22 protein-coding genes are annotated in these 25,699 nt (G+C 61.0%); 7 read left to right on the top strand and 15 right to left on the bottom strand.

From position 1 onward, the window contains the following. Positions 1 to 17: 17 nt before the first annotated feature. Together dnaG and rpsU are read right to left on the bottom strand one after the other, a co-directional pair. A complete protein-coding gene (dnaG, locus tag V6607_RS30040) occupies positions 18 to 1,979 on the bottom strand; it encodes a DNA primase (RefSeq protein WP_003211012.1) in 1,962 nt (653 codons plus the stop codon). Positions 1,980 to 2,424: 445 nt separating this feature from the next. Beyond that, positions 2,425 to 2,640, bottom strand: coding sequence for a 30S ribosomal protein S21 (gene rpsU / locus V6607_RS30035; protein ID WP_002551877.1), 216 nt, complete (start codon positions 2,638 to 2,640; stop codon positions 2,425 to 2,427). Between the two features lie 203 nt (positions 2,641 to 2,843). On the opposite strand from rpsU, the gene tsaD reads away from it, so the two are divergent. Beyond that, a complete protein-coding gene (gene tsaD, locus V6607_RS30030; RefSeq protein ID WP_087694726.1) occupies positions 2,844 to 3,869 on the top strand; it encodes a tRNA (adenosine(37)-N6)-threonylcarbamoyltransferase complex transferase subunit TsaD in 1,026 nt (341 codons plus the stop codon). Positions 3,870 to 3,902: 33 nt separating this feature from the next. Here the strand turns inward: tsaD and plsY are convergent, their stop codons facing one another. Then, positions 3,903 to 4,472: a glycerol-3-phosphate 1-O-acyltransferase PlsY gene (gene plsY, locus V6607_RS30025; protein WP_003211009.1), complete on the bottom strand. Its 570-nt coding sequence runs from the start codon at positions 4,470 to 4,472 to the stop codon at positions 3,903 to 3,905. A gap of 74 nt (positions 4,473 to 4,546) precedes the next feature. On the opposite strand from plsY, the gene folB reads away from it, so the two are divergent. Then, the gene (folB, locus tag V6607_RS30020) at positions 4,547 to 4,900 is read left to right on the top strand and encodes a dihydroneopterin aldolase (RefSeq protein WP_003211007.1); all 354 of its coding nucleotides are present in this window, start codon (positions 4,547 to 4,549) and stop codon (positions 4,898 to 4,900) included. Beyond that, positions 4,891 to 5,409 (top strand): 2-amino-4-hydroxy-6-hydroxymethyldihydropteridine diphosphokinase, encoded by a 519-nt coding sequence (gene folK / locus V6607_RS30015; RefSeq protein ID WP_102370018.1) that lies wholly within the window; start codon positions 4,891 to 4,893, stop codon positions 5,407 to 5,409. Before folB ends, folK begins: the two co-directional genes overlap by 10 nt. Here folK and V6607_RS30010 read toward each other — a convergent pair. The 11 genes from V6607_RS30010 to V6607_RS29960 all read right to left on the bottom strand — a co-directional run bounded on the left by V6607_RS30010 (position 5,379) and on the right by V6607_RS29960 (position 19,472). Then, a complete protein-coding gene (locus V6607_RS30010) occupies positions 5,379 to 6,614 on the bottom strand; it encodes a multifunctional CCA addition/repair protein (RefSeq protein WP_008434412.1) in 1,236 nt (411 codons plus the stop codon). The two genes, folK and V6607_RS30010, sit on opposite strands and share 31 nt — an antisense overlap. 62 nt (positions 6,615 to 6,676) lie before the next feature. Further along, positions 6,677 to 8,239 (bottom strand): SpoVR family protein, encoded by a 1,563-nt coding sequence (locus tag V6607_RS30005; protein WP_003211001.1) that lies wholly within the window; start codon positions 8,237 to 8,239, stop codon positions 6,677 to 6,679. Further along, positions 8,236 to 9,507, bottom strand: coding sequence for a YeaH/YhbH family protein (locus V6607_RS30000; RefSeq protein WP_003211000.1), 1,272 nt, complete (start codon positions 9,505 to 9,507; stop codon positions 8,236 to 8,238). The genes V6607_RS30005 and V6607_RS30000 overlap by 4 nt, the downstream gene beginning before the upstream one ends. 126 nt (positions 9,508 to 9,633) lie before the next feature. Next, entirely contained in the window at positions 9,634 to 11,556 is a 1,923-nt protein-coding gene (locus V6607_RS29995; protein ID WP_003210999.1) for a PrkA family serine protein kinase, read from the bottom strand. A gap of 285 nt (positions 11,557 to 11,841) precedes the next feature. Beyond that, on the bottom strand, positions 11,842 to 12,171 hold the full coding sequence (gene glpE / locus V6607_RS29990) for a thiosulfate sulfurtransferase GlpE (RefSeq protein WP_008434417.1): 330 nt from the start codon (positions 12,169 to 12,171) through the stop codon (positions 11,842 to 11,844). A 33-nt stretch (positions 12,172 to 12,204) separates the two neighbouring features. Beyond that, the gene (locus tag V6607_RS29985) at positions 12,205 to 13,056 is read right to left on the bottom strand and encodes a symmetrical bis(5'-nucleosyl)-tetraphosphatase (RefSeq protein ID WP_134327410.1); all 852 of its coding nucleotides are present in this window, start codon (positions 13,054 to 13,056) and stop codon (positions 12,205 to 12,207) included. Further along, positions 13,056 to 13,436: a Co2+/Mg2+ efflux protein ApaG gene (gene apaG / locus V6607_RS29980; RefSeq protein WP_003210996.1), complete on the bottom strand. Its 381-nt coding sequence runs from the start codon at positions 13,434 to 13,436 to the stop codon at positions 13,056 to 13,058. The genes V6607_RS29985 and apaG overlap by 1 nt, the downstream gene beginning before the upstream one ends. Positions 13,437 to 13,560: 124 nt before the next feature. Further along, on the bottom strand, positions 13,561 to 14,373 hold the full coding sequence (gene rsmA / locus V6607_RS29975; RefSeq protein WP_003210994.1) for a 16S rRNA (adenine(1518)-N(6)/adenine(1519)-N(6))-dimethyltransferase RsmA: 813 nt from the start codon (positions 14,371 to 14,373) through the stop codon (positions 13,561 to 13,563). Further along, complete coding sequence (gene pdxA / locus V6607_RS29970; RefSeq protein ID WP_003210992.1) at positions 14,370 to 15,359, bottom strand: 4-hydroxythreonine-4-phosphate dehydrogenase PdxA; 990 nt, start codon at positions 15,357 to 15,359, stop codon at positions 14,370 to 14,372. Before pdxA ends, rsmA begins: the two co-directional genes overlap by 4 nt. Continuing rightward, positions 15,356 to 16,699, bottom strand: coding sequence for a peptidylprolyl isomerase (locus V6607_RS29965; protein WP_338742531.1), 1,344 nt, complete (start codon positions 16,697 to 16,699; stop codon positions 15,356 to 15,358). Before V6607_RS29965 ends, pdxA begins: the two co-directional genes overlap by 4 nt. Then, entirely contained in the window at positions 16,674 to 19,472 is a 2,799-nt protein-coding gene (locus tag V6607_RS29960) for an LPS-assembly protein LptD (RefSeq protein ID WP_134327409.1), read from the bottom strand. Before V6607_RS29960 ends, V6607_RS29965 begins: the two co-directional genes overlap by 26 nt. Positions 19,473 to 19,602: 130 nt before the next feature. Between V6607_RS29960 and V6607_RS29955 the strand changes: the two genes are divergently transcribed. Genes V6607_RS29955 through V6607_RS29945 form a run of 3 tightly spaced genes read left to right on the top strand, consistent with a single transcriptional unit; the run spans position 19,603 to position 22,062 of the window. After that, on the top strand, positions 19,603 to 20,622 hold the full coding sequence (locus V6607_RS29955; RefSeq protein WP_134327408.1) for a phosphotransferase: 1,020 nt from the start codon (positions 19,603 to 19,605) through the stop codon (positions 20,620 to 20,622). Further along, entirely contained in the window at positions 20,619 to 21,293 is a 675-nt protein-coding gene (gene murU, locus V6607_RS29950) for an N-acetylmuramate alpha-1-phosphate uridylyltransferase MurU (protein WP_134327407.1), read from the top strand. The genes V6607_RS29955 and murU overlap by 4 nt, the downstream gene beginning before the upstream one ends. Before the next feature lies 1 nt (position 21,294). After that, positions 21,295 to 22,062: a TerB family tellurite resistance protein gene (locus V6607_RS29945; RefSeq protein ID WP_102370013.1), complete on the top strand. Its 768-nt coding sequence runs from the start codon at positions 21,295 to 21,297 to the stop codon at positions 22,060 to 22,062. A gap of 181 nt (positions 22,063 to 22,243) precedes the next feature. On the opposite strand, the gene V6607_RS29940 is transcribed toward V6607_RS29945, so the two are convergent. Beyond that, the gene (locus V6607_RS29940) at positions 22,244 to 23,218 is read right to left on the bottom strand and encodes an alpha/beta hydrolase family protein (RefSeq protein WP_134327406.1); all 975 of its coding nucleotides are present in this window, start codon (positions 23,216 to 23,218) and stop codon (positions 22,244 to 22,246) included. Between the two features lie 77 nt (positions 23,219 to 23,295). On the opposite strand from V6607_RS29940, the gene V6607_RS29935 reads away from it, so the two are divergent. Then, complete coding sequence (locus tag V6607_RS29935) at positions 23,296 to 25,683, top strand: sensor histidine kinase (protein WP_134327405.1); 2,388 nt, start codon at positions 23,296 to 23,298, stop codon at positions 25,681 to 25,683. Positions 25,684 to 25,699: the final 16 nt, after the last annotated feature.

The following is a 25,699-nucleotide window of genomic DNA, read 5'->3' as shown; positions in this document are numbered from 1 at the left end:
ATACCCGAGCTATGACCTCACACGCCAGCTGAGGTCGGGTTTGATGCGGAAACATTGCGACTTAAAAGGTCGCGCAGTTGATTTTTCTCTTCGGCGGTCAATTCACTCTGACGCGCTTTTCGAAGAAGTTGTTCCAGGTTTCGCTCGCGTTGACGAGCTACCAAGCTAGTAATGGTGTCGAAAAACTGTTGTTCAAGGTTATCGCCATCAATCAGCCATTCCTTTTCTGCCAATGCCTTCAGCAAACGGCCCTGTTCGGTGCCGTGCCAGCGTGCAATCAGCTGGAATGAGTTTAGCTTAGGATTCTTCTGTACGGCTTCGAGCAGGGCCACCAACAGTTGCGTATTGGTGTGGTCTTCGGCCGCAAAGTGCCCCGCATCCTCGACTTTTTGTGCCAGTTGCGGGTGGTGCAAAAGTGTACGCAGGGCTGCCATGGTGGGCGGCTCTACTGCTGCTGGGACGCGTGGGCCGCGCGGTTCGTCACGGTCACCGCCACGTTTGCCGTTTTTGTCCCAGGGTTTCTTGTCCCATTTCTTGCCGCCGGCGCCGGGTTTCTTCGGTGTCCACTCCTGCTGGGGCGTGTAGGCCTCCTGCGGTTGGTGGAAGTCGGAATAGTCCGGCATGGCGTCGTAATCCATGCCCGGGTCGTAGGCCGGCGGCGCCTCTTGCGGCGCGCTGCGGGCCAGCTGGCTGACGGCCTCGCCACTCAAGCCGGTGATTTCCAGCAGGCGCTGGCGCATCAGGGTGCGCAGGTTGGCGCCCGGAACCTTGTCGATCAGCGGGGCCGCGAGGGTGACCATGTGGGCCTTGCCTTCGAGGGAGCGCGGGTCGGACTCTTCGGTCAGTTGCTGGAAAAAGTAATCGGCCAGCGGTTGTGCGTGTTGGTTGATGCGCGCGCGGAACGCGTCGGTGCCTTCGGAGCGGACCAGGGTGTCCGGGTCTTCACCTTCGGGCAGGAACAGGAAGCGTGCGCGCCGCCCGTCCTGCAGGCTCGACAGGGTCGACTCAAGGGCACGCCACGCTGCGTTGCGGCCGGCCTGGTCGCCGTCGAAGCAGAACAGTACGTTGGGCACCACGCGAAACAGGCGCTTCAAGTGCTCTTCGCTGGTCGCGGTGCCCAGGGTCGCCACGGCGTTGCGCAAACCTTGCTGGGCCAAGGCAATCACGTCCATATAGCCTTCAACCACGATGATTTCGTCGAGGTTGCGGTTGTTCTTGCGCGCTTCAAACAGGCCGTAGAGTTCCTGGCCTTTATGAAACACCGGGGTTTCCGGTGAGTTCAGGTATTTGGGCTTGTCGTCCCCCAGCACCCGGCCGCCGAACGCGATGATGCGGCCGCGGCTGTCGCGGATCGGGAACATCACGCGGTCGCGGAAACGGTCATAACGCTTGCCGGTCTCGGCGTTTTCCACCAACAGGCCGGCGTCGATCATGGCTTTTTGCTGCAGGGTGTCGCTGCTCAGGTGCTTGTACAGGTTGTCCCAGCCCGGCGGGGCGAAGCCGAGGCCGAAGTCGCGGGCGATTTCACCGGTCAGGCCGCGGCCCTTGAGGTAATCGACGGCGGCTTTGCGCTGCGGGTGGCTTTTCAGTGCCTGGCGGTAAAAGTCGGCAGCAGCGGTAAGCAGCGGGTACAGCGGCGAATCGGTGGGTTGCCGCGGTTTGTGCGGGCGGCCACTTTCTTCGCGGGGGATTTCCATGCCGGCGGCTTTCGCCAGTTCCTCGACGGCCTGGGGGAAGTCCAGGTTGTCGTGGTCCATGATGAAGCCGAGGGCGTTGCCGCCAGCGCCGCAGCCGAAGCAGTAGTAGAACTGCTTGTCGGGGCTGACGCTGAACGACGGAGTCTTTTCCTTGTGGAACGGGCAGCAGGCGGTGTAGTTCTTGCCGGCCTTTTTCATCTGCAGGCGCGAGCTGACAACATCGACGATGTCGGTGCGGTTCAGAAGGTCGTCAATAAAGCTCTGGGGAATTAGCCCGGCCATGGCGTTCTCGTCATCACTGCGTGTAAAAGAGGGCCCGCAAAGTGCTCAAGGCGCGCGTGTTGTGCGGCTCGATCTACTGTCGTCTGCTTGGTCTGTCAGGAAGTGTATCTGCCGAACATTCACTGACGTTAGTTCCGATCAGTGCCCGGCGTAGAAATGTTGCCCGGGAGTCCGGTCTTGGCCATGTGGGGGCCTCGGAAGCTCATCGGTGGGCGCAGCCGACCTGTTGATCGCCTGTTAAAAAATAAGTGTGCTCGTCAGTAGCCTTGTTAGGCTCGTCAGAAGAGACGTGCACCGCTGGCAAAAGAGCCAGTCCTGACGTGTGAAGCAGTTCGTTTCAGTCGCGTGTGCGGCGTCAACGGTGAAGCATCAAGCGATATCCGCAAATGCCAACAGCCCGGCTGAGGGCCGGGCTTGGCAGAAGCTTGCTACGAACGTCTGTGTATTAGTACAGACGAACGGCGCGGCGCTGCTCGCGCTGAACTTTCTTGGCGTGACGCTTAACAGCGGCTGCTGCTTTACGCTTACGCTCAGAAGTTGGCTTCTCGTAAAATTCGCGGCTACGAACTTCAGCCAGAACACCGGCTTTTTCGCAGGAGCGCTTGAAACGACGCAGAGCTACGTCGAAGGGTTCGTTCTCTTTTACTTTGACGGCTGGCATCCAGAGCTACCTTCTTTCATTACCGGGAATCAACGTTCTCGTCGCAAAAAATTCGCGGCTGAGGTCGTCGGTTTTTAAGGGTTGCGGATGTTAACCCCTCATTGCCCGGAATGCAAAGCCTCTGATCGAAAACCGCTAGTCGGGAGGGGGAGTGGCGACTATTATGCGCGCCTTCGAATTCAGCCTCTACAAGGCGCAAACCCATGCTAGTTCTGGGATTAGAAACCTCGTGCGACGAAACCGGTGTCGCACTTTACGACAGTGAACGCGGGCTTTTGGCCGACGCACTGTTCAGTCAGATCGACCTGCATCGCGCCTATGGCGGCGTGGTGCCGGAGCTGGCCAGCCGTGATCATGTGAAACGCATGCTGCCATTGATTCGCCAGGTGCTGGACGAGGCCGGCTGCGTGCCGACCGAGATCGACGCCATTGCCTATACCGCCGGCCCCGGATTGGTCGGAGCCCTGCTGGTTGGGGCCTCTTGCGCCCAGGCGCTGGCATTTGCCTGGGGCATTCCGGCCCTTGGTGTGCACCACATGGAAGGCCATTTACTGGCACCGATGCTGGAAGAAAACCCGCCAGCGTTCCCGTTCGTCGCTTTGTTGGTTTCAGGCGGCCATACGCAGCTGGTTCAGGTCGACGGAATCGGTCAATACACGCTGCTGGGCGAAAGCCTGGACGACGCTGCCGGTGAAGCGTTCGACAAGACTGCGAAGATGATGGGCCTTAATTATCCGGGCGGCCCGGAAATCGCCCGCTTGGCAGAAAAAGGCGTTCCGGGGCGCTATACCTTCCCGCGCCCGATGTGCGATCGCCCTGGCCTGATGTTCAGTTTCAGCGGCCTGAAAACCTCTGCCCTGAACACCTGGCAGCAGAGCGTCAGCGCCGGAGACGACAGTGAGCAAGCCCGTTGCGACATCTCGCTGGCGTTCCAGCAGGCCGTGGTGGAGACTTTGACCATCAAGTGCAAGCGGGCCCTGAAGCAGGCGGGCATGAAGCGCCTGGTGATCGCGGGCGGCGTCAGCGCGAACAAGGCGCTGCGCAGCTCCCTGGAGAAAATGCTCGGCGACATGAAGGGCGACGTGTTTTATGCGCGTCCCGAATTCTGCACCGATAACGGTGCGATGATCGCCTATGCCGGTTGCCAGCGTTTGCAGGCCGGGCAGCATGAAAGCCTGGCAATCAGCGTGCAGGCGCGCTGGCCGATGGAGCAGTTGCCGCCGCTGTAACGGGCGAACGTGAGCCGGGTTCACCGGGCGTATTTAAAAATGCCGTTCGCGCCCGGCAAACAGGTCGCGTAAATTGCCCCGGTGGCGCCAGACGATCAACAGCGTGAGCACGCTCATCGGCACCAGCGCCTCCGGTTCCTGCCACGCCAGCAACGGCAGGGTCAGGGGCGTGGCGATGAGGGCGGCCAGCGAGCTGGTGCGTGTCAGGTAGAACGTCAGCAGCCAGGCCAGGATGGCCAGCAGCGCCGCCGGTGGGTAGATCCCCAGCAGCATGCCGGCCGCCGTCGCAACGCCTTTGCCGCCGCGAAAGCGAAAGTACAGCGGGAACAGGTGGCCGAGCACCGCGCAGACGCCGATCCAGGCTTGCTGTTGCAGCGACAGCCCGGCGAGATCGGCGATCAGCACCGGCAGCAGGCCCTTGCAGACGTCGCCGAACAGCGTGAGTACGGCGAGTTTCTTGCCGGCCAGGCGCAACATATTGGTGGCGCCGGCATTGCCTGAGCCACTCATTCGCGGGTCGGGATTTCCCGTCAGGCGGCTGAGCAAAATGGCGAAGGACAGCGAGCCGAGCAGGTAGGCGAGAGTCGCCAGTAACCAAAACATGCTAACTATTCCGGGCGAGGACGCCCTGATTCTAACGGGGCATCGCGCCCTTGTCGTGCAGCGGAGAAGAGTGCTTGGACAGAGTGTTTATCGAAGGCCTGGAAGTCGACACCGTGATCGGGGCCTACGACTGGGAGCGCGGTATCCGGCAATGCCTGCGTCTGGACCTGAGCTTCGCCTGGGATAACCGCCCGGCCGCTGCCGGTGATGACCTGACTTTGGCGCTGGATTACGCGAGCGTGTCCGCACGGATCCAGGCCTTTGCCGAGCAGGCACAATTCCAGCTGGTGGAAACCTTCGCCGAGCGCCTGGCTGAAGTGTTGATGAGTGAGTTCCAGATTCCCTGGCTGCACCTCAAACTGACCAAGCCCGGCGCCGTACCGGCCGCCAAGGGTGTGGGCGTGGAGATCGAGCGCGGATGTCGCTAACTCAGGTTTACCTTGGTCTTGGCAGTAACATCGAGCGTGAGGCCCATTTGCACGCTGGCCTTGATGCGCTGGCGGGTTTCCTGACGCAGATGCGCTGTTCGCCGGTGTTTGAAAGCCAGCCTGTGGGCATCAAGAGCGGGCCATTCTTCAATCTGGTGGTGTCGGCGTATACCGACCTGCCGTTGATGGAACTGGACCGCCGGCTGAAATTCATCGAGGCCGACAATGGCCGCTACGCCCCGGATCGCAAGGGCTTGCCGCTGGACATCGACGTGCTGCTGTATGGCGAGCTGGTGGGTAACTTCGATGGCCTGATCCTGCCCCGGGCCGAAATCCTGAAAAACGCGTTTGTGCTGTGGCCGCTGTCGTTGATGGCGCCGCAGCGTGTGCATCCTGAGGTGGGCAAGTCATTTGCCGCGCTGTGGGAGGATGCACACATTGACCAGGTACTGGCGCCGGTCGCGTTCGAATGGCGGGATCAGCCGTTGACGCCGGACTCGCTCTTGTAGGCTTTTAGCGCCTTGAGCCGTTCGCGTTTCAGCGCTTCGCCCAGTTCGGGACCTTTGTAGCCTTGTTCCAGTAGCGGTGCGACGGCCACACCTCTGGCCGCCAGCGCCGCACCGCGCAAATAATCGGCTTGTGGATAACTTCTCTGCTCAAGGCCCTTGCGCCCGCGGGCGTCCATCTCGCATGCCACCACAAACTCTTCAAAGCGTTGCGGGCGACGGTAAACGTCGAAGCTTTGCAGCAACTCCAGCAATGTCGAGGGCCTCAGCTCCAGTGCGCGGTGGCCATGGGTGTGATATTCGCCCACCAGCAACGCCAACTCCTGGCAATCCCTTGGCACCTTGAAGCGTTCGTTCATCGCCTTGATCAGCTTCACGCCGCGTTGCTCATGAGCGATGTGCTGCGGCAACTTATCCACAGGCGTGAGCCCCTTGCCCAGATCGTGCAGCAGGCAGGCCCAGCGGACGGTCAACGGTTGGGCATGGATGGCTGCCTGTTCCAGCACGCTCAATGTGTGCACGCCGGTATCGATTTCGGGGTGATGGGCCTCGGGTTGCGGCACGCCAAACAGTGCGTCGATTTCCGGCATCAGGGTTTTCAGGGCGCCGCAATCGCGCAGCACCTGGATAAACACCTGTGGCTGGTTTTCCATCAATGCGCGGGAAATCTCCTTCCAGCTGCGTTCGGGCGTCAAGGCTTCCAGTTCGCCCGACGCGCTGAGTTCGCGCATCAGTTCCAGGGTTTCGGGCGCTACCGTAAAGCCGAGGCCGGCATAGCGCGCGGCAAAGCGTGCAACGCGCAGGACACGCAGTGGATCTTCGGCAAACGCCGGGGAAACGTGACGCAGAATGCGTGCGTCCAGATCCTGCTGGCCGTGATAAGGGTCGGTCAGGTTGCCCGCGTCATCCTCGGCCATGGCGTTGATGGTCAGGTCGCGGCGGATCAGGTCTTCTTCCAGGGTAACTTCGGGGCTGGCGTGAAACACAAAGCCGCCATAACCCCGGCCGCTCTTGCGCTCCGTGCGGGCGAGGGCGTACTCGTCACCATTTTTCGGGTCAAGAAATACCGGGAAGTCCGAACCCACAGGCTTGTAGCCCAGGGCGAGCATTTCTTCAGTGGTAGCGCCGACTACGACACGGTCGATATCGGTAACGGGGATGCCCAGCAGGCGATCACGTACCGCACCACCGACTTTGTAGATTTGCATGAAAAGCCTCCATTAGCGGCACAGGATAACGCCTGCGGCCCGCCAATGGAGGCTTTGCCGTTTCACAGATGCACGACTGCCAGGTCCAGGCGGCCGTAATCGTTATCGCCGTGTTCGTTGCGGGGCGGAACGTGGTGGGTTTTCATGACCTGGTCGCCTTGCAGCGTCTCCAGGTGGATATCGAACCCCCACAGCCGGTGCAGGTGCTTGAGAACCTCCTCAGTGGACTCTCCCAGCGGTTTGCGGTCGTGCTGCTGGTGGCGCAGGGTCAGCGAGCGGTCGCCGCGTACGTCGATGCTGTAGATCTGCACATTGGGTTCGCGGTTGCCCAGGTTGTACTGCGCCGCGAGGGTTTCGCGGATGGTGCGGTAACCCGGCTCATCGTGGATCGCCGGCACCAGCAGGTCGTCCTTTAGGTCGTCGTCCATGATGCTGAACAGCTTGAGGTCTCGAATCACCTGGGGGGACAGGTACTGCAGGATGAAGCTCTCATCCTTGAAGCTGCTCATGGCGAACTTGATGGTCGACAGCCAATCGCTCCCGGCAATCTCCGGGAACCAGCGGCGGTCTTCTTCGGTGGGGTGCTCGCACATGCGCCGGATATCGCGGTACATCGCAAAGCCCAATGCATACGGGTTGATACCGCTGTAGTAGGGGCTGTCGAAGCCCGGCTGGAAGACCACGCTGGTGTGGGACGTCAGAAACTCCATCATGAAACCGTCGGTGACCAGGCCTTCGTCATACAGGTCGTTCATCAGGGTGTAGTGCCAGAACGTGGCCCAGCCTTCGTTCATCACCTGGGTCTGGCGTTGTGGGTAGAAATACTGGGCGATCTTGCGCACGATCCGCACGATTTCCCGCTGCCAGGGCTCCAGCAATGGCGCGTGCTTTTCGATGAAATACAGGATGTTTTCCTGAGGTTCGGCGGGGAAGCGCGCATTGTCCTTGTCGTTGTTCTTGCCGGCGCGTTTGGGAATGGTGCGCCACAGGTCGTTGATCTGTTTTTGCAGATGCTCTTCACGGTCCTTCTGGCGCAGCCGTTCTTCTTCGGCGGAAATCGGATACGGGCGTTTGTAGCGGTCGACGCCGTAGTTCATCAGGGCATGGCAGGAGTCCAGCAGGTCTTCCACCGCGTCGATGCCGTGGCGCTCCTCACACTGCATGATGTACTGCTTGGCAAATACCAGGTAATCGATGATCGAGCTGGCATCGGTCCAGGTGCGGAACAGGTAGTTACCCTTGAAGAAGCTGTTATGCCCGTAGCACGCGTGGGCCACCACCAGCGCCTGCATGCAGATGGTGTTTTCTTCCATCAGGTAGGCGATGCACGGGTCGGAGTTGATGACGATTTCGTAGGCCAGGCCCATCTGGCCGCGGGTGTAGGACTTTTCAGTGCTGAGGAAGTGTTTGCCGTAGGACCAGTGGTGATAGCCCAGGGGCATGCCCACGGACGCATAGGCATCCATCATCTGTTCGGCGGTGATCACTTCGATCTGGTTGGGGTAGGTATCCAGGGCATAACCCGCCGCGATGCGGCTGATTTCCCGGTCATAGGCCTGGATGAGTTCGAAGGTCCATTCGGACCCCGTGGATATGGGTTGGCGCTTATGCTCTTTGGCGGTCATGTCACTAACCTGCGCTGGAAGAGTTCACGGAAGACCGGATAGATATCACCGGCCGAGACCAATTGTTGCTGGGCGAAGGTGTCAGCGAAGGCTTCGCTGATGCGCTCGTATTCGAACCACAGCGCCTGATGCTCGCGCGGGGTGATTTCGACGTAGGTGTAGTACTGCACGAACGGCATGATCTGGTTGATCAGGATATCGCGGCAGATCGGTGAGTCGTCGTTCCAGTTGTCGCCGTCGGAGGCCTGGGCGGCGTAGATGTTCCACTCGTTGGCCGGATAGCGTTCAGCCATGATTTCCTGCATCAGCTTCAAGGCGCTGGAAACAATGGTGCCGCCGGTTTCCCGCGAGTAGAAGAACTCTTCTTCGTCGACTTCCCTGGCGCTGGTGTGATGGCGGATGAACACCACATCGATCTTGTCGTAGTTACGCTTGAGAAACAGGTACAGCAGGATGAAGAAGCGCTTGGCGATGTCCTTGGTCGCCTGGGTCATGGAGCCGGACACGTCCATCAGGCAGAACATCACCGCCTTGGAACTGGGATTGGGTTGCTTGACCAGCAGGTTGTACTTCAGGTCGAAGGTGTCGAGAAACGGCACGCGATGGATTCGCGCGCTGAGTTTGGCGATTTCGGCTTCAATTTCCTGGATATCGCCGAAGTTATCCGGCTCTTCGCGTTTCAGGCGTTCCAGTTCCGCCTTGGCATCCCGCAGTTTTGCCCGGCTGCTGCCAGACAAGGCGATACGTCGCGCATGGGCCGAGCGCAGGGTGCGGATGATGTTGATCCGTGACGGGTTGCCTTCATTGCTGATCCCGGCACGCACGGTCTTGAAGGTGTCGGTACCGGTCAGGTTGCGTTTGACCAGGTTGGGCAGTTCCAGGTCTTCGAACATGAACTCCAGGAACTCTTCCTGGGTGATCTGGAACACGAACTCATCCATGCCTTCGCCGGAGTTACCGGCCTTGCCCGGGCCTTTGCCGCCCGCGCCGCCCTGGGGCCGCTGGATATGTTCGCCGCTGGTGAATTCCTTGTTGCCGGGATGCACGACGGTCTGTTTGCCGCCCCGGCCGTGGTGCAGCACCGGTTCATCGATGTCGCGTCCGGGGATGCTGATCTGTTCGCCATGCTCCATATCGGTGATGGAACGGCGGCTGACGGCCTCTTCGACGGCCTTTTTGATGTGGTCACGGTAACGCCGCAGGAACCGCTGGCGGTTTACCGTGCTCTTGTTCTTGCCATTGAGACGTCGGTCGATCACATAGCTCATGCAGGAGCCCTCCGGGCAGCTTCAAGTTACAAGCTTCAAGCGGCAAGCTGGAAGCTTAAAGACAAGCGGTCGATTGCCAGGCTGACCGGCGCACCGGGAGCCTGGCATTGCACGCTTGTCGCTGCCTTACTGCGATTTGCGGACCCGCAAGTACCACTCGGAGAGCAGTCGTACCTGTTTGTCGGTGTAGCCACGCTCGACCATGCGAGTGACGAAGTCGTTGTGTTTTTGCTGATCCTCCTTGCTGGCCTTGGCGTTGAAGCTGATGACCGGCAGCAGATCCTCGGTGTTGGAGAACATTTTCTTCTCGATGACCACCCGCAGCTTCTCGTAGCTGAGCCAGGTAGGGTTCTTGCCGTTGTTGTTGGCCCGGGCGCGCAGCACGAAGTTGACGATTTCGTTGCGGAAATCCTTCGGATTGCTGATGCCGGCGGGTTTTTCGATCTTTTCCAGTTCCTCGTTGAGGGCTACGCGGTTGAGAATCTCGCCGGTTTCCGGGTCGCGGTATTCCTGGTCCTGGATCCAGAAGTCTGCGTACAGTACATAGCGGTCGAAGATGTTCTGGCCGTATTCGCTGTAGGACTCCAGGTACGCGGTCTGGATTTCCTTGCCGATGAACTCGATGTAGCGCGGTGCCAGGTATTCCTTGAGGAAGCGCAGATAGCGCTCGCGGGTTTCAGCCTGGAATTGTTCCTGTTCGATCTGCTGTTCCAGCACGTAGAGCAGGTGCACCGGGTTGGCGGCGATTTCGTGCGGGTCGAAGTTGAAGACCTTGGACAGGATCTTGAACGCAAAACGTGTCGACAGGCCGTTCATGCCCTCATCCACGCCGGCGGTGTCGCGGTATTCCTGGATCGACTTGGCCTTCGGATCGGTGTCCTTGAGGTTTTCGCCGTCATACACCCGCATCTTCGAGTAGATGTTGGAGTTTTCCGGCTCCTTGAGGCGAGACAACACGGTGAACTGGGCCAGCATCTTCAGGGTGTCAGGCGCGCAATGGGCCTTGGCCAGGGAGCTGTTGAACAGCAGCTTGTCGTAGATCTTGATTTCATCGCTGACCCGCAGGCAGTACGGCACCTTGACGATGTAGATCCGGTCGATGAAGGCTTCGTTGTTCTTGTTGTTGCGGAAGGTGTGCCATTCCGATTCGTTGGAGTGGGCCAGCAGGATCCCGGTGAATGGAATCGCCCCCAGGCCTTCGGTGCTGTTGTAGTTACCTTCCTGGGTGGCGGTAAGCAGTGGGTGCAGCACCTTGATCGGTGCCTTGAACATCTCCACGAACTCCATCAGGCCCTGGTTGGCCCGGCACAGTGCGCCCGAGTAGCTGTAGGCATCGGCGTCGTTCTGCGGGAATTCTTCGAGTTTGCGGATATCGACCTTGCCCACCAGTGCCGAGATGTCCTGGTTGTTCTCGTCACCCGGTTCGGTCTTGGCCACGGCAATCTGGTTGAGGATCGAGGGATAGAGCTTCACCACCCGGAACTGGCTGATGTCGCCGCCGAACTCGGCCAGGCGCTTGGTCGCCCAGGGCGACATGATGGTATTGAGATAGCGCCGTGGAATGCCGAAGTCTTCTTCGAGGATCGCGCCATCTTCCGTGGCATTGAACAGCCCCAGGGGCGACTCGAACACCGGTGAGCCTTTGATGGCGTAGAACGGCACCTTCTCGATCAGTTGTTTGAGCTTCTCGGCCAGGGACGACTTGCCGCCGCCGACGGGGCCGAGCAGGTAGAGGATCTGTTTCTTCTCTTCCAGGCCTTGGGCGGCATGGCGGAAATACGAGACGATCTGGTCAATGCATTCTTCCATACCGTGGAAGTCTTCAAAGGCCGGGTAGCGACGGATCACCTTGTTCGAGAAAATCCGCGACAAGCGCGAATTGGCTGCGGTGTCCACCAGCTCCGGCTCGCCGATCGCCAACAGCAGGCGTTCAGCGGCAGACGCGTAGGCGCTGCGGTCCTTTTTGCACAGTTCGAGATACTCCTGAAGCGAGAGCTCTTCCTGGCGGGTGGACTCGAAGCGTTGTTGGAAGTGGCTAAAAATACTCATGACGTCGTCACCTCGCTCGATACGTGGAGCCGACGCCGGATCAATCAGTCGATGCTGGCAGCCATTGGTGGACACCAATGGCCGTTTTCCCCCCAGAACACCCTGAAACGCTACCGATGACCCGCACGCCGGTGTACCGGCTCTCCCCTGTTTTGGATGGCCTGCGCTTAAGGATAGTTCGGAATCGGGGAGGTCAAGGCGCGATACGAAATTAGTTTGGCCGCGCCGTTCGTCAGAAACGGCGCGAGGCCAAGCGTCACGCGGGATAGCGGGGTTTGAAAAAAATTATTGCGCGTCGCCTGCGGCAATTTCTGCAGGATAGGTCGCACGCCATAGCTCAAAGCCACCGTCGAGGCTATAGACGTCGGAGAAGCCCTGGCTCACCAGGTAGGCGGCGGCGCTTTGGCTGGAGTTGCCGTGGTAGCACGCGACGATGACCGGCGCGTCGAGGTCGGCGGCGCGGATGAAGTCGGCGATGTTGTGGTTGTCCAGGTGCTGGGCACCACTGATGTGGGCGGCGTTGTAGGTCGGCTGGTCGCGGATGTCGACAACCACCGCGCCTTGCTCGCGCAGGGCCTGGGCTTGCTCGGGAGGGATACGTTTGAATTCAGTCATGGCGGGCTCCTTTGGCCTGTATGAAAGCGCGGCTCAGCGCTTTGCCGCGGCCTGCAGTTGTTCGGGAACGGGGGAGTCGCACTGGCAGCTCGAGCGCTCGCCGGTGTCGATGTTCATCAGGGTCATGGCGCCGCCCCATACGCAGCCGGTGTCGAGGGCGAACACGCTAGGTTCATCACACTTGCCTTCCAGGGCTGCCCAGTGGCCGAAGATGATCTTCGTTTCACGGGTCTTGCGCTCCTTGTGGGCGAACCAGGGCTTGTAGCCGGGGAGGGCGGTGTCGGCGCCTTCCTTGCTCTTGAGGTCCAGCTTGCCTTCGGCGGTGCAGAAACGCATGCGGGTGAAGTAGTTGGTGATCACCCGCAGCCGCGCGACGCCGGTCAGTTCGTTGTCCCACTTAACGGGTTCGTTGCCGTACATGCCATCCAGGTAAGCGGTGTACAGGTTGTCATCGGCCAGGGCTGCTTCGACTTCACTCGCGCACTTGAGGGCTTTCTTCAGCGTCCACTGGGGTGGAATGCCGGCATGCACCAAGGCGGTGTCGCGGCTCTCGTCGTAGTGCATGAGTTTTTGCCGGCGCAGCCAGTCAAGCAGCTCGGTGCGATCCGGCGCTTCGAGGATTTCCCGCAGGGTATCGCCCTTTTTCAGGCGCTCGATGTTATTGCCGGCGGCCAGCAAGTGCAGGTCATGGTTGCCCAGTACGCACACCAGGGAGTCGCGCATGCCATAAAGGAAGCGCAGGGTTTCCAGGGATTGCGGGCCACGGTTGACCAGGTCGCCCACCAGCCACAGGCGATCCTTGGCCGGGTCGAAAGCCACACGCTCGAGCAGGCACTTGAGCGGTTCCAGGCAGCCTTGCAGGTCGCCGACGGCATACGTCGCCATCAGTGCAGGGCTCCAGGCACCGCGAGGCGGAACGGGGCGATGATGGCGTCGAAGTGTTTGCCGTCGTCGGCGAGCATCTGGTAGCTGCCTTGCATGTTGCCGACGCGGGAGGTCATGACAGTGCCGCTGCTGTAGGTGTGGCTCTTGCCTGGCGCGATCAGCGGTTGTTGGCCGACCACGCCGGCGCCGCGTACTTCCTCGACCTGGCCGTCACCGTCGGTGATGACCCAGTGGCGCGACAGCAGCTTGGCAGGCAGCTCGCCGTTGTTTTGTACGGTAATGGTGTAGGCGAACGCAAAGCGGTTCTGCTCGGGTTGCGATTGTTCCGCCAGAAAGCGGGTGACGACGCTGACGTCGATCTGATAACGAGGATCGGACATGCAAGAGGCCTTAAAAGCAAAAGCGGGGGAACAGCGGATGCCGGTCAGTCTAGGCCCGTAGGCGCTGGCTTGCCAGCGATGGCGATCGTGAGTGCGCCATCGCCGGCAAGCCGGCTCCTACTATTTATTCAGCCACTGGCGCAGGCTGAATGGCGAGCTGGTCAGCCAGGCGCACGAAGGCGGCCAGGTCCAGTTGCTCGGGGCGCAGGCTGCCGTCGACGCCGGCGGCCTCGATTTCAGCGTTGCTGAGCAAGGCCTTCAGCGTATTGCGCAAGGTCTTGCGGCGCTGGTTGAAGGCTTCGCGCACCACGCGCTCCAGCAACTTGTGATCTTTGGCCGGGTGTGGCAACACCGCGTGAGGCACCAGGCGCACGATGGCGGAGTCGACTTTCGGCGGCGGGTTGAACGCGCCAGGTCCGACGTTGAACAGGTGCTCTACGCGGCAATGGTACTGAACCATGATCGACAGGCGACCCCAGTCACCGCCTCCAGGACCCGCTGCCAGGCGCTCGACCACTTCCTTTTGCAGCATGAAGTGCATGTCGCGGATGATGCCGGCGTTGTTCAGCAGGTGAAAAATCAGCGGGGTGGAGATGTTGTACGGCAGGTTGCCGACCACCCGCAGGCTGTTGGGCGCTGCATTGAGGCTGGTGAAGTCGAACTTCAGCGCGTCGCCCTGGTGCAGGTTGAAATTGGGCATGCCGGCGAACTGCTGGTTGAGGATCGGGATCAGGTCCTTGTCCAGCTCAACCACGTCCAGCTGGCCGCCGCTTTTCAGCAGGCCTTGGGTCAGGGCGCCCTGGCCCGGGCCGATTTCCAGCAGGCGGTCTTCGGGCTTGGCATGGATGGAACGCAGGATGCGATCGATCACGCCAGCGTCGTGCAGGAAGTTTTGCCCGAAACGCTTGCGCGCCCGGTGTTGGTAATGCTCGGTCATATACGGGTCTCGGCCATCTGATAGGCGGTTTCCAGGGCCACGTGCAGGCTGCCGGTATCGATCTTGCCGCTGCCTGCGAGGTCCAGGGCGGTGCCATGGTCGACGGAGGTGCGGATGATCGGCAGGCCCAGTGTCACGTTGACCGCGGCGCCGAAGCCTTTGTACTTCAGCACGGGCAGGCCCTGGTCATGGTACATCGCCAGCACTGCGTCGCAGTGCTCCAGATATTTGGGGGTAAACAGAGTGTCGGCAGGCAATGGGCCGCGCAGGTCCATGCCTTCAAGGCGCAGACGCTCCAGGGTTGGTTCGATGATGTCGATTTCTTCATGGCCCAGGTGGCCACCTTCACCGGCGTGGGGGTTGAGCCCACAGACCAGGATGCGTGGTTGGGCGATGCCGAACTTCTGTTGCAGGTCGGCGTGCAGGATGCGTGTTACACGCTCCAGTCGCTCGGGGGTAATGGCGTCGGCAATCTCGCGCAGGGGCAGGTGAGTGGTCACCAGCGCCACCCGCAGGTCGCCCGTTGCCAGCATCATCACCACTTGTTCGGTATGGGTCAGCTCAGCGAGGAATTCGGTATGCCCGGAAAAGGCGATGCCTGATTCGTTGATCACACCCTTGTGTACCGGGGCGGTGATCATCCCGGCAAAATCCCCGTCGATGCAGCCCTGGCCGGCACGGGTCAGGGTTTCCAGGACGAAGGCAGCGTTGGCCTTGTCCAGTTGCCCGGCCACGACCTTGGTCGCCAGCGGGGTATCCCATACGTACAGGCTGTTGGCCGGTGCCGGCAGATCAGGCCAGTTGCCCGGGCCCACCGGCAGCAGATCGACAACCACACCCAGCTGCGCGGCCCGCTCAATGAGCAGGTCGCGGCTGGTAATGGCAATCAGGGGGTGTGGCTGGGGGTGCGAGGCGAGCAGCAGGCACAGGTCAGGACCAATGCCGGCCGGCTCGCCGGGTGTCAGTGCGAAACGCTTGGGTGTCACTGGGCTGCCTGGTCGGTGCCTGTTTGGTCGGCACCAGGAAGCTTGTTCTCTACGTAGGCTTCGTCACGGATCTGACGCAACCAGGTTTGCAGCTCTTCGTCGTATTTGCGGTTACGCAGTACGGTCAGGGCTTGCTGCTCGCGGGCCTGGGTGGTGTTGTCAGTGGCGCGACGGCCAAGGACTTCCAGCACATGCCAGCCGTATTGGGTCTTGAACGGCTTGGACAGAACGCCTTGCGGGGTCTTGGCCATGACGTTCTGGAACTCTGGAACCAGTGCCTTCGGATCGATCCAGTTCAGATCGCCGCCGTTAAGCGCCGAACCCGGGTCTTCGGAATAGCTCTTCGCCAATTCGCCGAAGTCTTCGCCCGCTTCGATGCGGTCATAGAGCTTCTGGGCCAGTTCCTTGGTTTGGGCTTCGGTACGGATCTCGCTTGGCTTGACCAGGATGTGACGAACGTGAACTTCGTCCTTCATCTGCGCTTCTTCGCCACCGCGCTTGCCGAGCAACTTGAGGATGATGAAACCGCCAGGCGTACGGGCAGGCTGGGTGATGCCACCGACTTCCATGGCACTCAGCTCGCGGTCGAACGGTGGTGGCAGTTGCGCGGCTTTACGCCAGCCCATGTCACCGCCTTCGAGGGCGTTGTCGCTGCCGGACTGGGCAATGGCCATCTGGGCAAAGTCGGCACCTTGCTTGAGACGGTCATAGATAGCCTGGGTTTTCGCTGCGGCAGCATTGAGCTGTTCAGCGTTGGCGCTGTCGGGCGTAGGCACCAGGATGTTGGCCAGGTGCAGTTCTTCGGAAAGCTGCATCTTGCCAAGGTCGGAGGCGAGGAAGTTCTTCACTTCCTGCTCGGACACCTGAATCCGTTCGGCCACGCGACGCTGACGTACACGGCTGATGATCATTTCCCGGCGAATCTGGTCACGGGCGTCCTCATAGGACAGGCCGTCGTGAGCCAGGGCTGCGCGGAACTGATCAACACTCATGTTGTTGCGCTGGGCGATGGTGCCGACAGCCTGGTTCAATTCTTCGTCGCTGATACGGATACCGGAGCGATCGCCGATCTGCAGTTGCAGGTTTTCAACGATCAGGCGTTCAAGCACCTGCTGGTCCAGCACGCTGGTCGGCGGTACGCCGCCGCCACGCTTGGCGATGGTTTGCTGAACTTCCTTGACCCGTTGGTCCAGTTGGCTCTGCATGATCACGTCGTTATCGACGATGGCCACTACCTTGTCCAGCGGTTGAACCGCAGCGTGAGCTGCGGCGGTACCCAGGAACAGCGCGCCCAGCATCAGCGGGCGCAGACAATCAGAAAGCTTGGTCTTCACGTTCACGATAACCTTCAATGCCTTTGTCGAGGAAGCTCTCTACCTTGGCGCCGGTCAGGCCGCCGAGTCCTTTGAGGACAACTTGGAAGAAGAGCCCGTGGTCACCCTTTTCGTTCAGCGGGGCAGCCTGGGTGTATTCGTCGTTGGAGACCCAGTAACGGTTGATCACACGCAGTTTCCAACAGCAGTTGTCGTACTCGAAACCACCAAAGGCTTCCAGGGTGCGGTTGCGGGCATAGTCATACTGCCAGCGGGTGATCAGGTTCCACTGCGGAATGATCGGCCACATCATCGAGAAGTCGTGTTGCTGGATTTTGTAGTAATCCTTCACGAAGTTGTCGGTGCCCGGAGTGCCATAGTCGCCGCCGAACTGCCACTTGCCGGTCGACTGGTTGTAGACGACCTGGTCATTGCGATAGCGGTAGCCGACGTTGATAACCTTGTTCGGGTTGTCTTCCGGCTGATAGTGGAACATCGCGCTGCCGGAGCGTGGGCTGTGGCTGTCGGTGTCCCAGTTATAGTCTGCAGTAGCGCGCCAGTCGCGGTTGAAGCGGAACTCGTAATCCAGTGCGATAGGCGAGACGTTCGAATGCGCATCGTCGCGGGTCTTGGCATCAATACCTGGCAACTGGACTTCGCGATCCTTGAAGTACAGGGCCTGGCCGATGGAGACGCGTTGACGCTCGAAACCGTTGTCCTGAATCCAGCGGCTGGTCACGCCGAGGGACAGTTTGTTCTCGTCGCCGATACGGTCGCTTCCGACAAAGCGGTTGTCGCGGAACAGCGATGAGTAGTTAAACGTTGTCTCGCTGGTGTCGAATACCGGAATGTCGGTTTGATCTTTCTCAGGTACATAGAGGTAGAACAAGCGTGGTTCCAGGGTTTGACGATAGTTGTCGCCGAACCATTGGGTATTGCGGTCAAAGTAAAGCCCGCTATCGATACTGGCAATCGGTACTGCACGGTCCTCAGAGCTTTTGAAGCTCTCGCCAAGCGAGGAGGAGCCAAGGCGATTGGTGACCAGGTCATTCTTGCCGATGCTGTCCAAGTCCAGATCGTACTTGGTGTAAACGTACTTCAATTTCGGCGTGATGAAACCGTAGGTCCAGTTCAGTGGCAGCGAGACGCTAGGTGCCAGGTTCAGACGGTTACCGTTCGCACGGTTCAGGCCGGCTACGTTTTTATCGAGTCGGTCAGATGTTAGGCCGTCCTCGTCGGTAAACGTGCCGTTCTCAAGGTCTCGTTCGAACCTGACTGCTTCAGTCTCGTAGGCAAACTCCAGACCGGCTGGATGATATGGCAGCGTGCCGTTGAACGTGAGCTGGGGCAGCCTGTTGTAAGGCGTAATATTGGAGATAGTCGCCAGCTGATAAGCCTGGACGTTCAATCGCGCCGTATAGCTGTCGCCGCGATAGCTTACGGAACCCTGTTGGTTGACGTATTCCTGGCTCTGAACGCCAATCTGGTACGACTTCAGGTCCTGGAAGTAATACGGGTCGCTGATCTTGGTGTAGTCGACCTGTGTCAGCAGGCGTGAATCCAGACCGCCCTTGTGCTGCCAGTTGAGCATGTAGCGGGTTTTTTCGTAGTCGGTCTGGTTTTTGCGCTCGTCGTTATCATCGTTCAGGTACGCGCCGCCGAACTGGCCTTCGCTGGACTTGGTGAGGTAGCGGAATTCGCCTTCCATCAACAGGCCGCGCTTGGTCATGTATTGCGGGTACAACGTGGCGTCGTAGTTTGGCGCCAGGTTGAAGTAGTACGGCGTAACCAGGGTAAAGCCAGTCTCGCTACCGGTGCTGAAGCTCGGCGGCAGGAAGCCGGATTGACGACGGTTGTCGATCGGGAAATAGATATACGGGGTGTAAAGGATCGGAATGTCCTTCACGCGCAACGTCACGTTGGTCGCGGTACCGAAACCGGTGGCCGGGTTGAGCGTGATGTTGTTGCCCTTGAGCTGCCAGGCGTTGCTGTTCGGCTCGCAGGTGGTGTACGTACCGTCCTTGAGACGGATGATCGCGTTCTCGGCACGCTTGGCGTAGAGCGCGTTGCCGCGGATGCGCGATTTGTGCATCACGTATTCGGCGTTGTCGACCTTGGCGGCGCCGGTGTCCAGTTGGACTTCAGCGTGGTCGCCCACCAGCAGGGCACCGTTGTCGCGCAGACGGACGTTGCCGTTCAGCTCGCCACGGTTCTCGGCCTGGTACAGGTTGGCCTCGTCGGCCTCGACCTGCATGCTGCCCTGGCGCATGACGACGTCACCGGCCAGGGAAGCAACTTGTTGTTCCTGCTCGTAACGAGAGACTTTGGCGCCGATGAAGGTCGGCGCGTCGCTCTTGTTCGTCTTGTCGTTCATGCCAGGACGGATCGGCTCGATGTACGCGCCGGAGCAGTACGGGCCGGTTTCGGCCAGTTGTGCGGCGGTGAGCTTCTCGCGAGGGACCCAGTCCAGGTGGCTGTAGTCGGCGCTGCGCGAACGCAGGCCGCGGCCCTTGGCTTCGGTGACCAATGTGGTCTGCGGCACGGCCTCGGCACTGCCGCCGGACTCGCCTTGCGGCGTGCCACTGGCAGAGCTGACGGCACTGCCGTCATGCACCGGGCGCGGTGGCAGCGGGGCTGCGGCCGTTTTCGGCGCGCAATCCCAGGCACCCGAAGCAGAGACTGAGCAGTCATACTGTTCCGCGGCGACCACGAATGAGGTGGCGAAAGGTTGCATGGCCAGCAGACTGCCGGTTACCAGCAACGGAAATTTTCTACGAAACGCGGGGGATTTCAATGCCATCTTATTAGTCCGGGCTTCCTGCGTGCCATCTGCCCGCGGTGTGGGCCGCACGCCTCTCGATGGTCTGAAAAAGATGCGTGATAATAAAGCATGACCCGCTTGACGGCTAGCGCCGTCGGAGACCCTTGTAATGCCCGACCAAGATCTACGTTTGCAACAGCTGAAAGTCTGGCTTGATGAGCAATTGCCAGGCCTCTTTACCACCCAGGGCTGGGGTGTCGTACCCCCGGCCACGTTGACTGCGGCCAGCAGTGACGCGAGTTTCAGGCGTTACTTCCGGTGGGAGGGAGGAGGTCGCAGTTTTGTCGTGATGGACGCTCCACCCCCCCAGGAAAACTGCAAACCTTTCGTCGATATCGCTCATTTACTCGGTCAATCGGGAATAAATGTTCCGAAAATTTATGCGCAAGATCTGCTTCGCGGCTTTCTTTTGCTTAACGACCTGGGGAAAAAAACCTATCTGGACGTGATTACGGCTGAAAATGCCGATCAATTGTTCGCCGATGCCATCGACGCATTGTTGGCTTTCCAGCAATTGCCGATGGACGCCCCATTGCCCAGTTATGACGTCGCGCTGTTGCGTCGGGAGCTGGAATTGTTTCCTGAATGGTACGTTCGCCGGGAGCTGGGCATCGAGTTCGACGCCCGGCAGCTTGGCCTGTGGCAACGCGTCAGCGAACACCTGATCGACAGCGCCCTGGCCCAGCCCAAGGTCCTGGTGCATCGCGACTATATGCCGCGCAACCTGATGATCAGCGAGCCGAATCCCGGCGTGCTGGACTTCCAGGATGCGGTCTACGGCCCGGTGACCTACGACATCACGTGCCTGTTCAAGGACGCCTTCCTCAGTTGGCCGCAGGCCCGCGTGCGGGAATGGCAGCGCGGTTACTGGCAGCGCGCCGGCGCGCTGGGTATCCCGGTGCAGGCGGACTTCGAGGAGTTCCTGCGGGCCAGCGACCTGATGGGCGTGCAGCGTCACCTCAAGGTGATCGGCATCTTTGCGCGCATCTGCCACCGCGATGGCAAGCCGCGCTACCTGGCGGACGTGCCGCGCTTCTTCGCTTATATAGAGGCGGTGCTCGCGGACCGGCCAGAGTTGAGCGAACTGGGTGAATTGCTGGCGAGCCTGCGCGTCGAGGCGGTGGTATGAAGGCCATGATCCTGGCCGCCGGCAAAGGTGAGCGGATGCGCCCGCTGACCTTGCACACGCCCAAGCCGCTGATCCAGGCCGGCGGCAAGCGCCTGATCGAGTACCACCTCGAGGCGCTGGCGAAAGCGGGCTTTACCGATATCGTCATCAACCATGCGTGGCTCGGCCAGCAGATCGAAGGCTATCTGGGCGATGGCTCGCAGTATGGCGTACGCATCCAGTACTCGGCCGAAGGCGAGCCGCTGGAAACCGGTGGCGGGATCTTCAAGGCCTTGCCGCTGTTGGGGGACGAACCGTTCCTGGTGGTCAATGGCGACATCTGGACCGACTACGACTTTGCCAGCCTGAAACAGCCGTTGAATGGCCTGGCCCACCTGGTAATGGTCGACAACCCGCCCCATCACCCGTCCGGCGGTGACTTCTACATAAAGGACGGCGCACTTCATGATGCCGCTCCTGGTGCCGATAACCTGACCTTCAGTGGCATTTCCGTACTCCACCCCCAGCTGTTCGCGGGTTGCAGTGCGGGTGCCTTCAAGCTGGCGCCGCTGTTGCGTGACGCCATGGCGAAAGGGTTGGTGACGGGGGAACACATGAACGGACGCTGGATCGATGTCGGGACGCTGGAACGTCTGGCGCAAGTCGAAACCCTGCTGACAGCGGGGCACTAGGATGTTGTGGCCAGGGACTCTGATCGGAGCCGGGGCGGGCTTTGCCATTGCCAGCATTCCGGGGGCCATGTTGGGCGCACTGCTGGGCCAGGCGCTGGACCGGCGCCTGGAACTGCAAAGCTGGGCCCAGTTACGCGAGCGCCTTGGCGGCCGGCCGGCGTTGCGCAATGACGAACTGCTGTTCGTGTTGCTCGGTCGCCTGGCCAAGAGCAACGGCCGGGTGGTGGACGGGCATATCCAGCAGGCGCGCCAGGAAATGCGCTCGCTGGACATGGCCGAGCCGGCCCAGCGCCGTGCGATTGCCGCGTTCAATCGCGGCAAGTCCGGCTCGGACCGGGTACGCAGTTACCTGGGCGTGCTCAAGGCCCAGCCCCATGCGGCGGAAGGTGTGCTGCGTGCCTGTTGGCGCATGGCCTGGGCGGACGGCAAGGCCAGTACGGCCGAGCGCGAGTTGATTGAACAATGGGGCAAATGGCTGGGTTGGACGGTCCAGCAGATCCAGGCGCTGGCGGCTGACTATGAGCCGGAGCGCAAGCCGTTGGCCAATCGTGGCGGGGCTTATCAGGAGGCGTTGCGGATTCTGGGGGTGACGTCGACCACCGAACCTTCGGTGATCAAGCGCGCTTACCGGCGCCTGCTGAGCCGGCACCACCCGGACAAGATTGCCGGCAGTGGCGCCAGTCCAGCCCAGGTGCGGGAGGCGACCGAACGTACCCGCGAGCTGCACAACGCCTACGCGCTGATTCGCGAAAGGCGAGACTTTCGCTAACAGAATCATCAGGCGCTGCTTTTTTATGGTGTAAACCGGATCAACTGTGGGAGTGGCGGTGCGACGATTCGACTTGCTCGCGAATGCGGTGGATCAGTAACAGATGCAGTGACTGACTCACCGCATTCGCGAGCAAGCCCGCTCCCACATTTTGTTCTCCAGTGTTTTTGAGATTATACGATCAGTCTCCGGGATTTTGCGGGCTCAGCCACCCGCGAATCCGCCGGTACAGCTGCTCTTGCCCTGCCTGGCTGTTATCGGGGAAGGCCTTCAACGACACCTGCTTGTAGCTGTCATTCTTCAAACGCTTGCTGGCCTGGGAACGTTCCTGGGCCGCTTTGCGTGCCTGGGAGTTGTCCTGGTAGAAAAAGTCTGCCGTGGCCAGCTTCAGTTTCGGTGCCAGTTGTTGCAGGTCCGGGGCACGGCCCGCCGGGGTCTGCGCGGCCACCATGACAAATTTCTGCACCTGCGCCGGTTGTTTTTCACTCAGGTAACGCGCGGCCCACCAGGCGCCGGTGCCGTGGCCGAGCAACACAATGCTGCGGGCATTCTGGGTCTGGGCGAAGGCGAGGGCGGCGTCAATGCGCGCGAAGATTCGCGTGGCGTCGGTCTTGTCTTGTTCATCGGTGCCGGGAACCACGGCCGGGTCAGTGCCTTCCGCTTCGGCGCTGGCGGCTTGCTCCACGGGTTTGGCGACGGTGCTGGCGTCTTTGCTGCTGGTCTCCACGGTCGCCTTGGGCGATTCGATGACGCGGGGTGGCAAGGTATCCAGGGTCAGGTCCGGCAGCGACAAGCTCAGGGTGCCCCAGGAGGCGTCCGGCAATTTCTTGCGCAACGGCGCGATTGCTTGAGGCCAGTCAGCACTTTCGCCGTTGCCCGGGACGATAATCACCACGCCTTCAGGCTCACCGCTGTTGGCCGGCTTCCACAAAGCCAGGAAAGAATCGCTGCCCGCCTGCAACTGTTGTTGTTCCTGCTGCGGGATTTGTCGTTCCAGGGCGTTGGCTTCTTCCTGGCTGCGCTCCGGCAAGGGCTGGCGCACCACTGGCTTTTCCGGGGCGGGAGCGGGAGTGTCGGCGGCCTCGACACAAAAGGCGCTGGTAAACAGCAGCGACAGGCACAATGCTGGCAGTGCCGAGCGGTGGGAAAGTGGCATCGTTGATTTCCGGCCAGAAGTGATTCCGGCAGCCTAATGGGTTGGTCAGTATTTGTCAGTGATATGAGACGTGGATCATGGGTTTTCGCTACCTGCTGGTTATCGGCTGTATATGCTTTCCCTTGATCGCGGGCGCCGTGCCTGCGCCTGCCACTCACGAGGCGCAGCTCGATGCCGGCCAGCGCGAATGGCTCGAACAGCATCCCGACCTGCGGGTCGGGCTGGTGTTACAGGCGCCTTATGCCCAATACGATCGGCGCTTGCAGCGGCTGTCCGGGGCCAATGTCGAATTGATGCAGTGGTTGGCCAAGGCGCTGAATATCGAACTGACCTGGCGCAACTTTCCCAATCAGGAGCAACTGGAGGCGGCGGTGCGTGACGGCGAGGTCGACCTCGCCCCCGGCCTGCTGCAAACCCCGGCCGGCCTGCGCCTGTGGTTGTTCTCCGATCCGTATATGCGGGTGCCCCAGCACATTGTCGGGGTTCGTGATGGCAGCACCGCAGTCGACCTGGAGAAACTCGACGACCAATCCCGCGTCGCCGTGCGCATGCCCAGCGCAGTGGCGGATTACCTGCGCAGCACCTACCCGAGTCTCAACCTGCAAGGTGTGCCCATGGAGCGCCAGGCCCTGCAATTGCTGGTGAGCCAGCAGGCGCGGTATGCGGTGGTGGATGAGGCGCAATTGAGCCGGTTGTCGGGCGAAACCGAGTTCGCCGGCCTTGCCGTGGTCGGCGATATCGGCCTGCCGCAATTGCTGCGGGTGGCCACGCGGCGCGACTGGCCCGAGCTGGCCGATATCATGCAAAGCGCCTTGCGCGCGATTCCCGCTCGTGATCTGGACCAGTTGCACAGCCGCTGGCTGCAGCCCAAATACCCACGGGTGACCGAGTCCCCCGGCTTCTGGCAAAACCTCACGTTGCTGCTGGGCCTGCTATTGCTCGCCAGCCTGGCCGTGGTGTTCTGGCAGCGCCGCCAGCAACGCGGCCTGGAGCATAATCTGCTGGCCGCCCGCGAAGAAAGCGCCGCCCGCGCCGCGGGTGCCGAAGCCTTGCGCCTGACCCAGTTCTCCATCGACCAAAGCACCGTCGGTATCCTCTGGGTCAATTGGGACAGCCATGTGCGCTACGCCAATCAGGCGGCGGAAACCATGCTCGGCTACGCCCCCGGCGCCCTGATCGAACGCCCGCTGATCGAATTCGACCCGACGCTGACCATGGACCGCTGGCTCAACCTGTGGAAGCGCGCCCGGGCCAGCGAAGACGGGCCACAGAGTTTTGCCACCAATTGCCTGCGCGCCGATGGCAGCGTATTGCCAGCCGATGTGTCCCTGAGTTTCCTGCGCTTTGCCGACGGCGAATACCTGGTGGTCTACCTCAACGATGTCACCGAGCGTCGCCGGGCCCTCGCGGCCTTGCAGGAAAGTGAGGCGCGGCTGCAAGGGATCGCCGCCAATGTGCCGGGGCTGGTGTTTCGCCTGGAGCGCTTGCCGCGCAGCGAGGCGATCGAGTTCGCCTACATCAGTCAGGGCAGCGAGGGCCTGGTGGGGTACGCGCCGGAAGTGCTCAGCCATCCGGCCATGGGCATTCGCAGCCTGGTGCATCCCGACGACCGCGCCAGTTATCACCGCACCCAGGACCAGGCCATCGAGACCGAGAGCAATTGGGCCTGGCAGGGCCGTATCCTGACCCGCCTGGGCGAGCAGCGCTGGGCCGATATCAAGGCCGTGACCCGGCGCCTGGAAGACGGCGCCGTGGTTTGGGACGGAATTGTCTGGGACATCAGCGAGAGCAAGCGCATCGAGCTGGAGCTGGACGCCTCCCGCGCGCAATTGCGGGAATTGTCGGCCCACCTGGAAACCGTGCGCGAGGAAGAGAAGGCCCGCATCGCCCGGGAAGTGCACGACGAGTTGGGGCAGATGCTCACCGTGCTCAAGCTGGAGACCTCGATGTGCGAGCTGACCTACGCCCAACTGGATCCCGGCCTGCACGAGCGGCTGAACAGCATGAAGCGCCTGATCGCCCAACTGTTCCAACTGGTGCGCGACGTGGCTACTGCCCTGCGCCCGCCGATTCTCGACGCCGGGATTGCCTCGGCAATCGAATGGCAAGCCCGGCGTTTCGAGGCCCGCACGCAGATTCCGTGCCTGGTGCAGGTGCCGGATAATCTGCCGGCGCTGAGCGACGCCAAGGCCATCGGCCTGTTCCGCATCCTGCAAGAGGCACTGACCAATGTGATGCGCCATGCCCAGGCGCATACTGTCGAGCTGACGCTGGTGGTGGAGGGCGCGCACTTGCGCCTGACCATCAGCGACGACGGTGCAGGTTTCGTCCAGGCTCCCGGGCGCCCGGTATCGTTTGGCCTGGTTGGCATGCGCGAGCGGGTGCTGATCATGGGCGGGCAGTTGAGCCTGGACAGCGCATTGGGCGAAGGCACCACCCTGAGTGTGACGGTGCCGCTGGATTGATAACCAAAAGAAGAGG

Origin of the sequence: Pseudomonas sp. KK18, from assembly GCF_037094675.1 — a bacterium.
Taxonomy (GTDB): domain Bacteria; phylum Pseudomonadota; class Gammaproteobacteria; order Pseudomonadales; family Pseudomonadaceae; genus Aquipseudomonas.
This window is presented reverse-complemented; position numbering and strand designations above follow the sequence as displayed.

Coding starts and splice junctions, on each gene's coding strand:
- V6607_RS30005 (WP_003211001.1), bottom strand. CDS start 8,239: ATGACCGCCAAAGAGCATAAGCGCCAACCCATATCCACGGGGTCCGAA.
- V6607_RS29940 (WP_134327406.1), bottom strand. CDS start 23,218: ATGCCACTTTCCCACCGCTCGGCACTGCCAGCATTGTGCCTGTCGCTG.
- folK (WP_102370018.1), top strand. CDS start 4,891: ATGTCGCTAACTCAGGTTTACCTTGGTCTTGGCAGTAACATCGAGCGT.
- rpsU (WP_002551877.1), bottom strand. CDS start 2,640: ATGCCAGCCGTCAAAGTAAAAGAGAACGAACCCTTCGACGTAGCTCTG.
- plsY (WP_003211009.1), bottom strand. CDS start 4,472: ATGTTTTGGTTACTGGCGACTCTCGCCTACCTGCTCGGCTCGCTGTCC.
- V6607_RS29955 (WP_134327408.1), top strand. CDS start 19,603: ATGCCCGACCAAGATCTACGTTTGCAACAGCTGAAAGTCTGGCTTGAT.
- V6607_RS29995 (WP_003210999.1), bottom strand. CDS start 11,556: ATGAGTATTTTTAGCCACTTCCAACAACGCTTCGAGTCCACCCGCCAG.
- V6607_RS29985 (WP_134327410.1), bottom strand. CDS start 13,056: ATGGCGACGTATGCCGTCGGCGACCTGCAAGGCTGCCTGGAACCGCTC.
- V6607_RS30010 (WP_008434412.1), bottom strand. CDS start 6,614: ATGCAAATCTACAAAGTCGGTGGTGCGGTACGTGATCGCCTGCTGGGC.
- V6607_RS29935 (WP_134327405.1), top strand. CDS start 23,296: ATGGGTTTTCGCTACCTGCTGGTTATCGGCTGTATATGCTTTCCCTTG.
- V6607_RS29945 (WP_102370013.1), top strand. CDS start 21,295: ATGTTGTGGCCAGGGACTCTGATCGGAGCCGGGGCGGGCTTTGCCATT.
- V6607_RS30000 (WP_003211000.1), bottom strand. CDS start 9,507: ATGAGCTATGTGATCGACCGACGTCTCAATGGCAAGAACAAGAGCACG.
- dnaG (WP_003211012.1), bottom strand. CDS start 1,979: ATGGCCGGGCTAATTCCCCAGAGCTTTATTGACGACCTTCTGAACCGC.
- apaG (WP_003210996.1), bottom strand. CDS start 13,436: ATGTCCGATCCTCGTTATCAGATCGACGTCAGCGTCGTCACCCGCTTT.
- murU (WP_134327407.1), top strand. CDS start 20,619: ATGAAGGCCATGATCCTGGCCGCCGGCAAAGGTGAGCGGATGCGCCCG.
- V6607_RS29960 (WP_134327409.1), bottom strand. CDS start 19,472: ATGGCATTGAAATCCCCCGCGTTTCGTAGAAAATTTCCGTTGCTGGTA.
- tsaD (WP_087694726.1), top strand. CDS start 2,844: ATGCTAGTTCTGGGATTAGAAACCTCGTGCGACGAAACCGGTGTCGCA.
- rsmA (WP_003210994.1), bottom strand. CDS start 14,373: ATGACCGAGCATTACCAACACCGGGCGCGCAAGCGTTTCGGGCAAAAC.
- glpE (WP_008434417.1), bottom strand. CDS start 12,171: ATGACTGAATTCAAACGTATCCCTCCCGAGCAAGCCCAGGCCCTGCGC.